General features: G+C 43.4%; 8 protein-coding genes. 6 read left to right on the forward strand and 2 right to left on the reverse strand.

Annotated elements, in window-relative coordinates; translation table 11 throughout:
* Window positions 1–28 precede the first annotated feature (28 nt).
* Complete coding sequence (locus ACSFXN_RS18230; protein WP_437151651.1) at window positions 29–4,264, reverse strand: hypothetical protein; 4,236 nt, start codon at window positions 4,262–4,264, stop codon at window positions 29–31.
* A gap of 49 nt (window positions 4,265–4,313) precedes the next feature.
* Window positions 4,314–7,388 carry a hypothetical protein gene (locus ACSFXN_RS18235; RefSeq protein ID WP_437151652.1) on the reverse strand — a complete coding sequence of 1,025 codons (3,075 nt, stop codon included), beginning with the start codon at window positions 7,386–7,388 and terminating at the stop codon, window positions 4,314–4,316.
* A 761-nt stretch (window positions 7,389–8,149) separates the two neighbouring features.
* Between ACSFXN_RS18235 and ACSFXN_RS18240 the strand changes: the two genes are divergently transcribed.
* From ACSFXN_RS18240 to ACSFXN_RS18265, 6 genes are all read left to right on the forward strand, one after another.
* Window positions 8,150–8,299, forward strand: a complete 150-nt coding sequence (locus tag ACSFXN_RS18240) for a GNAT family N-acetyltransferase (protein ID WP_437151717.1) — start codon at window positions 8,150–8,152, stop codon at window positions 8,297–8,299.
* A 367-nt stretch (window positions 8,300–8,666) separates the two neighbouring features.
* Entirely contained in the window at window positions 8,667–8,948 is a 282-nt protein-coding gene (locus ACSFXN_RS18245) for an AbrB/MazE/SpoVT family DNA-binding domain-containing protein (RefSeq protein ID WP_437151653.1), read from the forward strand.
* An 84-nt stretch (window positions 8,949–9,032) separates the two neighbouring features.
* Window positions 9,033–9,401 carry a type II toxin-antitoxin system PemK/MazF family toxin gene (locus tag ACSFXN_RS18250; RefSeq protein ID WP_437151655.1) on the forward strand — a complete coding sequence of 123 codons (369 nt, stop codon included), beginning with the start codon at window positions 9,033–9,035 and terminating at the stop codon, window positions 9,399–9,401.
* A gap of 684 nt (window positions 9,402–10,085) precedes the next feature.
* Window positions 10,086–11,072, forward strand: a complete 987-nt coding sequence (locus ACSFXN_RS18255) for a CBASS cGAMP-activated phospholipase (RefSeq protein WP_437151656.1) — start codon at window positions 10,086–10,088, stop codon at window positions 11,070–11,072.
* A gap of 341 nt (window positions 11,073–11,413) precedes the next feature.
* A complete protein-coding gene (locus ACSFXN_RS18260) occupies window positions 11,414–11,992 on the forward strand; it encodes a hypothetical protein (RefSeq protein ID WP_437151657.1) in 579 nt (192 codons plus the stop codon).
* Window positions 11,993–12,016: 24 nt separating this feature from the next.
* Entirely contained in the window at window positions 12,017–12,712 is a 696-nt protein-coding gene (locus ACSFXN_RS18265) for a hypothetical protein (protein WP_437151659.1), read from the forward strand.
* Window positions 12,713–12,858 lie beyond the last annotated feature (146 nt).

Genomic DNA, 12,858 nt, shown 5'->3' on the forward strand with positions numbered 1-12,858 from the left:
CAATAAGACATGTTCCCCACTCTTTTCCCTACTTTTGATTTAGTGTCTCAAAGGGAACAATATCCATATACACCAAACGTTTTGCCTTTTCAGAAATATTTAGACTCGGAGCTGCACGATAAAGGCTTTCAAATTCCTGAATGACAAACCTTAACTCTTCATTTTGATATTCACTCGGAATAGCTAATGGCCCTTGCCAGATAACCACCCCTTGATCGTCGGGTGTGCTTCCTGCTAAAGAAACGGGTTCCAGCACATCGGACCACCCTATGGTGTCATCTGCAATTTCTTTCATGCGTTTTTGTATTTGGACCACCACTTCGCTTGTTGCCTGAACTGTTTTATCCAATGAGCTTTGAGCGGAATAAGTAACCCCGCTTACTGCAATGTTAAATTCGCCGGCTCCATCGGCTGTTCGGGTTACGCTAAGCATCCGATTCGGCGCCGTTTGGACGAAGTCCGTCAGTACGATGGGCGAAAGCCGGAAATCCGAGTATTGGGAAATAAGGGAATTGGGTTGGATGCGGGCAAGCGCCAATCGGATAAACGGATAATAGGCGTCTGCTTCGTTCAGTTCGATGTCGCAGTACCATAGCTTTTTTTCTTCTTCCCATTTTGGCTCATAGCCAATCACATCTGCGAATACCCCGTCTTTTTCTGCCAGCCCGACCCCTTTGAATTTGTGGCTGCTGTTGAAGTTTTCCGGCGTCGGTCTGGACAATCGCTTGGCTGATCGCCAAATCGGGTCGTCTCCCCAAAGAGTGGCATAGCTGTTCTGGAAATCTATTTCACTGGAGCCGCTTTCCAGTATGACGATACCCAGCAATTCCCCATCGCCGGATGACCACCAGGGGCGATCCAGGTAAACCCGGATGCCGCCTCCTTTTCTTAGATTTGTCATTGCCTCTTTAGTGCCGTCTTGTTGCTGGCACCAGCCAAATGTGGGGATCGTATACAGAACCCGGGGAGCAGCCGGTCTTGCCGAACTCAGGATGTCCATGACCACTTCCTTGCTTTCCCTGGACAAGTGGCTTTCTCCTAGGGGCGCAAAATATTCACGGAAATTGGAAGTGGCGGAAACCCGGTAACGCACGCGGCGATATTTCGTGTCGCCAAATTCATGACGCGTAACTTTACTGGCCACTTCGATTTTATTTTGTAAGTCCTCTGAATTCCTCTTTTCTAACTCTTGCTGAAAGCACTTTGTTGCAATCTCTGCCTTCCAGCTATTAAAAAGGAGCAGGTACTCCTTTTCAACATGCAAAGAATAGCCGTCTGGTACGCAATTTCCATCTCGCCCTTCTACTGAAACCGCTTGGCCATTGAACGTTGTCGGCAAGTCCATGACCTGTGCTTTGAATGCTACCGGCTCACAATCCGGTTCATCTTTTGTCAAATCGTCCCGCCGCTCTTTCCATTCAGCCGAAATATCAACCTTAGAAGTACTCGGAACATGCAATTCAACCTCCCCGTGGAGATAGGCCGCTGTACTTCCCTCAAAACGCTTGTGCTCAAGATTCAGATAGGGTTGAACTAACGGTTGCTGAACCGCATGGACCAGCGTGATTTCACGGTAAGGCGTAAACATCCAGTGGCGCCCATCCAAAACAACCTGTTTTAATTCCGTCAGTTCTTCTTCCGTAATTTTTTCATTTTTAATCGCATCCCTCAGCCATTGCCAAAGCCCCATCTGTTCGAGCTCTCCTCCGAACAAGGAACTGACACGGACTTTGACTTGCCCGGACTTGTGAAGATGGACCGTCAGGACCCGGGTGTCCGCATTCCACTCGGGTGATTGCCCTTCGCCTTCGGCCAGTTGAAGGCGGAAAGGTTGGGCGTCGTGCCAAGTATCACCTTTAAATTCAATAGTGAAGATGTCGCTGGGAGCAACACCCGGCAACCCTTGAAACACCACTCCTGTCGCCAAAGGGTCCGGAAGGTAAGGCAGCTCGAGTTGTTCTGCCGTATGGACCGCATAGCCTTGCCGCACGGCCGGATCATGGCTCGTCGAAACATAATGGACACCCGGCTGTGCCGCATCATTGAATGTACCCGCTTCCCGCTTCGCCAGATCATAGACTTCTTTGATGCGCTTTTTGACCTCTTCTGGAGGCAAGCCTGCAGTCTTGGCATTCAGCGCCCCGTCCAGCAGTCCATGCATTTCGATCAACCGGAGAGAAGCTTTGGGAGCGGCGACATGCCGCTCGTTCACAGGTTGATAAGCCGGATGCGCAGTTGCGTATTCAGGGGCTGACTGATCAAAATTGCTGCGGATCACCAGGCGCTCCAGCGATTCGCCTTCGGTATAGGCAGTTTCAGGTGAATCTACTTCATTTTGATACAATTGCCTCGGAATAAGCTCGGGCGGGTTGACCGGTTCAAAGCGGCTATACAATAGACTCAGTTCGTTTTTCGGCAAATACGTTTTTTCGACTTGTCCCGGCAAGACTGCCTCTAATGAGTTCGCTTCCTCGATAGTAGGGCCGTTGCCTGCTAAATCGACCGTGCGGATGCGCAGCATGTAGCGCCGGCCAAAACGGAGCCGCGGCAGTGAACCTGCCTTGGCCTCGAAACTTGTTTCTAGGCCCAGTTCGGTCATCGCATCATTCGGGACTTTCTGCGGCAGCGTTTCCGGCTCTTCCGGAACAGGCGCGCGCGGACTCCGGCTAATGCTTTTTCCGGGCAACGGCGCAGATAAGCTCCAGCCGTCCCAGGTAAAAAGCGATTCGTGAATGTACAATTCATCTGCCAGGCTTTCCTGCTTGGCGGGACTGGTCACGCTGGGCTGGGCAAAGCCTTCATCAACAATCGTTTTGTTCATGCCACTTGCATTCACTATCTGGTAGGTGCCGATGCGTTCGTGAAGTGATTTCCATGTTTTGGCCGTACCGTCGAAGATGTCAATCCGATATCCTTTACTGATATCTGAAGCAAAAAGGTCCACGAGCTGGGGAGTATCGCTTCCCTCGAACAGCCGGTTAAGCTCCGCTGAGCGATTAAAAAGACTGTTGAGATTAAAGGCATTCTTGTTTCGGACCACGGCAATTCCTGACGTGCGCAAAGTGGGTATGCCAATCTTCTTCGGAACATCAATCGGTTGATCATTCCTGCTTTTATTCATTTTCCGCAAACTTCCAGCAAAATTAAACGTTTGCAAAGCCGCTCCATCCGGATCTACCTGGACGAGGCTCACTTCATCTGTGGGCACCCAGATGCCCTGAAATTCTTCTCCATGGGAAAAGGTTTTGAAGAAATCGGGGCCTTCGTTCTGATAGTTATAATAAGTCCATGGACTGTAATCAGCGCTCCATTCTCCTTGCAGGCCAGCCTGCCGGGCAGGCAAAGAAGAACGCCATTGGGGCACAACGCGAATTTTATTCTTAGCAGGCCCCTCCTCACTTTGGGTCCAAGGAAAGGAATCGGCGTCGACTTGAAGATCAATGACCAGCCCCAGCATGCGCAAAAGGTCCGGGAAGTCACCCAGGGCGGAAAGCATTTGATGAAAATCGATGGTATCTTTAAAGTGATCATGCGCTTCCGTATCGTCGGGCAAGTCGATCGGCTTGTCTTCGGATACTCGATAATGAAAAAGCAATGAATGATAAAGAGCATCGTGTATATCAGCGACACTAAAAAAATTTCCTGGCAGAATCGGTCCTTCTCTAATATTAGATTCTTTTCGTCTTAACGCTTCTTCACGAGCAGCCTCTAAGGAATATTTTAAGTTGTTGCTCCATTTGCCATCAGGTGCGTTTTCCGAATGAAATCCGATTAAATCTGCGAATTCTTGTTCCAGACTCAACTGCCCCTCTTGAGCATCTTTTTCTCTTGCATAAGGAAGATCTGTAGCGGATTTGATGGCAATGTTCTGATAGCGGTCTTTGATGTAATTCAGAATTTGGTTTACCGAAAAGCTTACAATGGGCCGGTTCGATAAATCGTCTTCCTTAAACTGATACGGCCTTACCGGTATATTTGGATGGAAAAGGGTTTGCCAAAGCACAGCATCAGGAGGTGCACTGGCAATATCTGCCGGAACCTGGTGCACCGCGTGCCCATCATCCACTTCAATTGAAAATTCGACATTGCCCGGCTGCATCAGCTCTCCCCATTTGAGAAAGTCAGGAAAAATAGAGAGGGTGGACCCTTGATCGGTATATAGACGCGGATTAACGAAAACGGACAATTTCAGCTTTTTGACGTCTTCGCCCGGTTGTACGCCATTCGGCAATGCCATCCAGAGCAGGTGTTGGTTTATCGCCATCGTATCGGCCCCTTTCAAATACATTCAGAATATCAGCTTTGTTTTACTCTCATGCAAAAGCACTGCAATATTTATCCCACTCTTCCGGGTATTCCCCTTCGGTATCCGGCCCCATCAAATCGGCGAAAGTCGGGTCACCGGCTGCCCCTGCAAATCGGCGTTCCACTTTCAATGTGACACTCTTACTGAAGAAAGCGATCTTTACGCCTATCGTCAAAGAGGCTTGGCCCCAGACTTCGCCTCGTCCTTTACCTTTGTCTAAGTAATCAAAACCAAGATAAAACTCCACCGTTATCGAAATCAATCCCAATACATTCAAGTGTCCCCCACAGCGCAAATAGCCACTGAGTTTTACTTCGTTACCATCCATTGCGAAATAGATGCCGGCCATGATTTGAACGCCGCCGCTTGCGACGCCCAGATTCAGGCTGATATTCCCTCCGAATTCAATAGCCGCCTCCACTTCCTGAATCCCTTTGGCGCTTAGCACAATGGAGAAAAATCCACTGCCGCCGAACAAGCCAACCGTCACAAGAAACGGTTTTTGCCGTTCGGAGATCGAAAACCGGATTCCAGCGGGCTGGTCAAGAAACGGAAGTGTCAGCCCCGCGTTCAGGCTCAGGTTTTGCAGGTTGAACACGCCAACTCCGACACTCGGTATTCCCAGCGTGTAACCCGCGCGAATGCCGGAAGCCGTGACATCCAAATAAGGCGGATCGCTGAACCCGTCGACCGGCAGGATGTCTTTGAGTGTATTGACAAACGTAAGCGGTCCTTGAAATTTAAGATCCATCCCTTGCGCATCAATCTCCATCTTTCGTCCGTTTGCCGAACGAAAACGTAATAAAGTGAACGTAAGTTTCATCGCCCCGACAAAATCCAAAGCAAACTCTTTTAAATGCCCTTCAAAATTGAAGCTGGCTGATGATTGATTATCAGTTCCAAATGGTGTAACTAACAATGCGTTTATCGTCAGCTGCGTGTCACGGTCAAAATTCGTATCAGCGGCTTTTGTCAGGAAGTAAAAAAAAGATTTGGGTTCACTAGGATAATTTTGAAGTATAGGTTTCCATAAAAATCGGGTTTCAATGACTGATGGGTTATTTTTAGGCTTGGTTTGAGTTGTCAGCATGGGCACCTCGATATGGAATTCTGGATCTTCTAGATTTCTCATTAATTCACCTAGTTCCATCGAGGCTGCGGACTTAATCTTATCGATATCAAATGACTTAATTTCTTGAAGGATATCTTTTAACGTAATCCCTCCAAGAAAACGGGCTTTATCAAATACGTTAAGGTCAAATGTCCCTTTTTTGAGGTTTTCAATATCATTGACAACGCCAAGTGAGCGGGATAGCCCTTCAATCATCGAATCCGGTTTGATCAAGCCGCCTGCTTTCTCTGCCGATATTGCTAAATTTAGCGGTTCCGTGAATTTCATAAAAACTTCGCCTTTGTTCTGCACGGCATCAAAACCATGGTCCAGGTAATTTTGATCAAACTCGATCTTCGTGGGAAACGGCCGACCTAAAAGCTCTTTGACTGATGGTAAATTGATCTGAGCAGAGCGCATACATGGCAGAAGCAGTGGAATTTCACTCGTCAAGACATTTTTCTTTTCCTCTGTAACGGACTGGATTTCAAAATCCAGGCTTTCTACATTCAATGAAGTCTTTCCCAAACTGTCAGAATCCGTTTCACCAAATGCGATGGATTGTTCATGCATAAAAACCGAACGATGTACTTGCTTATCCTCATTGTAATATTTTTTAACATCTTCCCAATTCAGATTTTCATCAACCGGCACACAATACAAGGGGCTTTCAAAAAAAACTGTATTTCCTTCTACATCTTCTCCAGTCATTTGAAAGTGAAAAAGTTGCCCATTAACCATTGGCCAAAACGGTTTTTTAGAAAGATTCTCCAACGCAGGTGTAGAAGTCGTGGTGATATGAATCTTTTTTAAAGGCATTTCTCTGCCTTCATGAGTAAAAGCTTCTTTGAAGCCACTATAATCTTTCATAGGTTCTTGCAGTTCCAATGTATCGGTTTTCTTCAAATAAGCTCTGAGCTTATTGCCGTCTTCGGCATCCACGTGAAATTTCCTTTCTGTAATCGTCACGATAGACACGCGATGTCCTGTGGGGATTAGAAATGCCTTTGTGACTGTCTTAACGTATTGATCCCGTGCCTGCGCTATGATGTGCTGCCACTGTTCAAGATTAAATATAGGGTACCCTAAGTTATCATTTACTTCTTTAAGGATAGTAGGATAATTCCAGGAACTTTCCAGATTTGCCCAGGCTCCTAAAGAAGATAGCATGAGTCTTCTTGAAGTGATCGGATTAGGAACATATTTCAATGGAAGATTTTTTTCGGTTAGCAACTGCCGCCAATGCCGCCAAATAAAATCAGGATCTGGAGGATACTGCAGATTAGGAAAAGGAAACTGCGGCAACGAAAAATCGGATGACAATCTGGTAATCTGATTGCGTTCCTCGTTCGATAAAGCTTCAGGAAAAGGAACGTCCGGCTGCGTGGTCCAAATGATCCTTGCTGTGCTTCCTTCGGTCTCATGCTTTTTCGAATGAAGTCTGGTGTGCCAGAGTTCAACCCGTCCCTCGTGTTCAACAGGAGCAATGGAATGCAGCCATTCGCCATATTTGTCCGGAGAAAGATACAATCCTGTAGGGATTTCAAGCGCTGTTTCTTCCGGAGCAGGCGCCTTGCTCTCGGCAGAAATTTCTTCACCTGGAGGCAGAGCCTGAGCTGCCAGTTTCGGCTCATAAGCTTTCCAGTTCAAAAGCGTCTCTACTGTAAGCGGCCACTCATTCTTCGTATTGGGAAGTTCGAACACCAGCCGGCTCGTGCCTGCCAGTATAGCCGGTACAGGTGATCTGAAGATAGGCTCTTCACGGGTGGAAGGATCCCTTTTTCCAAAAACCTCTTCTATAATATGTTGAGGCGGAAAGTGAACAATAAGCAAAGCGGGTTCTTTTTTATCAATTTGTACTAAACTTAGTGGTTTTTCCTGAATTCGTAAATTAACCAATTCAAAGGTCAGATCGATCAAATCATCCTTACGCAAAACACGTAATCTTAGACGTTCCGGTTCTGTTGGCATAAGTTTTCCTCCCGTCTTTCCATCTTTAGAATCTGAAATATTTTCCTATTTTTTATCAACGAAAATATTATCGGTAATACCGCCTTTTTTATATAACGTACTATCGATGAATGAACTGAACTAACGTTAGCTTCTTCTATTTAAACTTTTAGTTAGTTTTCTTCTTAAGTGCCTAATAGCAAACTCTCTATGAAGTCATTTTTGTATCGCATTCCTGTCTAATGAAAAAAACTTATGCATATCCTTATTTTTGCTTATAAAATAGAATTCAAAATACTTCAAAATTATAGTTTCACCCCCTATAAAACCATCTAAATCTTTGATAATCTGGCTGCGAAGGCTCTGCTTAAAATTAGAAGGATTTATTAAATAGTAATATTTTGATTAAATATAAAAATTTTGATTTTATGTATATGAATAAATGAAATTATATCACAAATTTGATATTTTTCAATAAATATTTTAAAAATTCAGAATATTTAAGTTGGATTATACCCTTAATTTTTATGCTCTTGTTTTGGCTTGAAATAGGAATTAGAAAGGGGAACGAACTGTGCCATACATAAAGACAACCAGATTGATGTTAGCTACTTTTATTGCAGACATGATGAAAGCTCCCCTTTCAAATAAGAAGGGCTTAGAAAAAGTAACTGCTTATCGAGTGCCGATGAATATCCTCTGGAAGTGTATAAAAAATACTTTCTTATAAAATCAAGCGTTTTAGCCAGTACACTAATGAAAATGAATGGGAGGGGATCATCATTCATGCTGCAGGTCATACTATTATAGGGGACATGGGATTCAGATGTAGTACTGAATCTAAAGGGGAGCTCGAGCTGGGCTATGGCATCGTTCCCAGTTACCAAGTTCATGGATATGCAACGGAAATGGCAAAAGCGATAGTGAGGTAGGAGCTGGAACAGTAGAGTATAGAGAGAATTATGGCCAGGTGTGATAACGATAACTTTGCTTCGATTCGAGTGTTAGAAAAAGTCGGGTTAAAGGAATTTGAAGAAAAAGATGATAAAATTTACTGGTTCATCCAAATGGAATTAATTACAAAAATATAAAATCAAGTTTACATATGAGGAATTACCGGAAGTGACATTAAACTAAAAGCTATATTTACCAGAAACAAATAGGCGATTATAAACTGTACTTTTTCGTCCTTTAAATGAAATAGTTATGTCGTGAGTGTGAAAGATCTATACCGCTTGCTTAATGTATATACGTCGTATATACTTGGAGTGTAAATAGTACTCTGAGGAGTTGAATCGTATGCCGCAAATCAAGCGAAAAATTAGTCATCGAGAGGCCAGACTTCAAAATTGGGGCAACAGTAAAGCAGTTCGTCTTACAAGAGATATTCTAGAAGAAGCTGGATTTAATGAAACGGATGATGCTGTACTGGACGTAGAAATTGAACCAAATCGAATTTCTTTGGTTCGAAAAAGCAAGTTGACGCCATTTCAAAAGTTATTTGTTGGATACAATGGCGGAAAGCCTGAACCAGAACCTCTTTGGGATGAAGTAGAGCCGGTTGGAAAAGAAGAATGGTAAGCCATTAATAAGTTTAAAGGCCATTTGCCTGTACTCCATTCCTCAATGGAAAAGTACAGGCCCTATTTAATTGGAGGAGTCATGATGAAAAGATATTTTAAAGTAGGCGACATTATAAAGGTTGATATGTCCCCGGCAAAAGGGCACGAGCAGCAGGGTTATCGACCAGCTATTGTCGTTTCAGAAGAAAATGTACATAAAGAGACCGATCTAATTTGGGTCTTACCCATCACCAATACGGATAAAGGTTACCCAACTCATGTGCCGGTAAATGGAAGAACAAAAAATAACCAGATAAGTGATAACGCCAATCAGACTACTGGTTTTGTATTGTGTGAAAAAATAAAGGCAATTGACCCATCGGCTAGAGCAGCGAGATTAACAGATGAGGCCCATGAGGATCTCGTTGAAGATTGCAAGGCGATTATTGACGCGATAACTTATATAGGATGAAGGGACCAATCACAAGGATTGGTCTTTTTTGATACTTTCGTTACTTTTCTGTTCGCAAAAGTGTACTTTTACGAACGGTTTTATTTCCAAAGTTGGCTAGTTATTAAAAACTCTATGAACTAAAAGTCGACGATACGAAGAAAAGCCAGATCCATGGGTACTATTCCTTGGAAGAACGAGTAAGGCCTATAAAAAATGGCAGATTCTGCTGAACCAGAAGGTTTATGTCGACACTAGATTAAGATAGACACGCGCTCAGGATTGTCCGAACTTTCTGGATATGTTTTTGGAGCGCCGTTGTTTACCGGTAGTCAGAGGATCGCCACTTTCCACTTAAATTTGCTAAGCAAAACTCAATAATTACCTTTTTATGGTACAAAAGAATGTTAAATTACTTAAATATTCAGAATTTTTAAATAACATAATGACATTTTCTTGTCATTATTGTATAATTCTTTTAAGAAATTTTAAATACATTCTTACATATATTTTGAAAAATATCCAACTTCTTTAAAGCGGTTTTATCCAATTTTCTACGCACCTTCTTACCACTACCGGAGAGAAGGAGAAGGAAATACAGAAGGGAAATTATTTTTTACTCTTTTTAAAGCGATGTAACAGGAACCTGTGCCATACTATTAAATCAATCCTTGATGTCAATCAATCGAGAGAGGAGCAATATGCATGAAAACAGTACTTGCAATAGACGGAGGTGGTATTCGAGGAATTATACCGGCTCTTATTTTAGCTGAAATTGAAAAGTGTACGGGCAGAAATATTTCAGATCTTTTTGATATGATTGTCGGCACCTCCACCGGTGGAATCCTTGCCCTCGGACTAGTTAAACCTAATAATCTAAAGAAGCCACAGTATACCGCAGCTGAACTAGCAAAGCTTTACGAAGAAGAAAGTGAGAGGATTTTCGATAAACAATTCATGCACTTTGAACTTAGAGGTCTGTTCGAAGAACGTTATTCAAATGAAGGCATTGAAACTGTGCTGGAAGAGTATTTTGGAGATTCAAGATTTTCCGATTCCCTTACTGATGTGATAGTTACTTCATATGAGATAGAAAGTCGTACACCTTACTTTTTCAAGCATTTCAAAATGCAACTCCCAAATTATACTAATCAAAATGGGGATGTGTTCATGAAAGATATTGCACGAGCAACTTCTGCTGCTCCTACTTTTTTTGAACCTAAAAAGATTCTAAGTGGAAGTGAATCACTAGCATTAATAGACGGTGGAATTTTTTCAAATAATCCAGCAATGTGTGCATACGTGGAAGCAAAAACTAGATACCCTGAACAGGAAGATCTTGTAGTTGTTTCTCTAGGCACCGGCGAACAAACTGGATCCATTAAGTATGAAGAAGCTAAAAAATGGGGAGTAGTAAACTGGGCTCCAGCGATACTGGATATTGTTTTTGACGGCGTAAGCAAAACTGTAGATTACCAGCTTAGAAAGCTCCTTCCTCTTCAGGAAGGAATTGAAAGATATTACAGATTTCAGGATCCACTCACTAAACCGGATGATGATTTAGACAATATTACAAAGGAAAACATAGAAAAGTTAAAGAAAATGGCCTATCAAATGATAAAAGATGATCAAACTAAAATCAACAGTTTATGTAAAGTCTTGCTAAAAGCTAAAAAACAAGTGTCTCTTTAAAATGGGAAACCAACAGAATTTAACATAATGAAAATTCTCCAAAGTATCCCTTGAAACTTGCAACTAGAAATTTTTGGATTTCTAAACAAAAGAAGAATGAAATAATTGTAGAGTCAACTTTAAGTGATTTAAAAGTGTAATAAAAGACTGATAATCCCCCCAATCATTTCTAGTTTAATTTCCGTAATAATTCGATGCTTATATTTAGGCTTAAGCTAACCGTTATATTAATTTAAAATGTGTGCAGCTAAATAAAAATAAACGGATATCGATTGCATCATATTATTGTAAAGCACATCCCCACTCAACCGGTACTCTGATTATTAAGGAGGATTAATTTCATGTCTATGGATCTGACTGTATCAAGCGGGACAACATTGACACTAGACACTAACCCACCGGACAATTTGAAAAACAGCTTTGAGAGAATTCAAATTAGCAAATTAGAAGATCTCGTCACTGCTGGTTTCGTGCAATCTACAGATAAGCTGGATCATCTACTTGATTCTGCAAAGATAGCAACCACACACGCGTTGTCTTTGAGGAACGAGCCTCTACCTGCAATAACCGGGGTGCACAGAGTCGATCTGCGCCGTTTTGGCAACTTTATACTATCAAATCAAAACGCAACTTTTCACGAACAAAAAGTTTTTTGGAATATTTTTCGCGAAATTCCTCCTCATTCGGCAATTAACATCGATGTGCAAACGAAACTAGGAGAACTTGTTAATACCAATCTTCGTCACTTAAATTTATATCGCTTTTTAGATATCACTGTAGAATCAAAAGCAACTTTGGAATTTACGAAAGAGGTCAACACATGTCTCTGCAATAATTTAGTAATTAAGAACACAGGCCGAATCGTCGTCCAAAGAGGAAGTTTGCATATCAATGCCACTTCTATTGAAGGTGAGCAATAAGAAAGGTAAAGAGGAGGGAAAATTATGATTAATATTGTAGCGACCGGTTTAAACGGAGATGATGCTCCTAATGGTCCGGACGGCCTCACGCCTGCTCAAGCTCGGAACGGGCAAGACGCCGATTGTGGCATCTTAGACGATCATGACCCTACCCGTGGACAAAATGCTGCTCGCGGTGGCGATGCTCCGGAAGCCGGATCCGGCGTTTCCGGTGGGCAAGGCGGATCCGTTACAATTCAAGTTACGGAATATCGTGGCGGAATTGAAGCGGATTGCCGTGGAGGCAATGGCGGTAAAGGTGGAAATGGAGGCAACGGAGGGCAAGGCGGCAAAGGCGGAGACGGAGGTTGGGGCAACAATTGCGAACCGAACGCATTCGGCGGTCGAGGTGGGGATGGCGGAAATGGTGGCCCCGGAGGCCGTGGAGGAGACGGAGGGAAGGGTGGCTCGTTCTTCTTATATTTTAAAGAAGATAAAAGCGGCGGAAACCCACCGAAATGGGACGTAAGCGGCGGCAAAGGAGGATTAGCAGGTACAGGTGGATCGGGAGGTTTGCCTGGTGAAACCGGAGAGACCGGAAAAAACAAAAAATCCGAATACGGTCATGCCGACTATAAACCAGGCGATCCTCCCGACCCCGCTAAACACGGCCAGCCGGGAAAAACCGGCGATCCGGGCAACCCTGGACCGGCGGGCACATCAGAATTCAGACCGTTTTAAGAGCAGTCAACTAATAAAGAGCCTTTTATAAGCTTATAAAGGGCTCTTTATAGGGTTATGGTACAAATACAATAACAGGTTAAAAACCAAATATATTCCTTATGAAGTCCTTCTTTATGCTGTAAGCGCAAATAAAATGGCATATA

The sequence above is a fragment of the Planococcus sp. 1R117A genome (assembly GCF_051417975.1).
Classification (GTDB): domain Bacteria; phylum Bacillota; class Bacilli; order Bacillales_A; family Planococcaceae; genus Planococcus; species Planococcus shenhongbingii.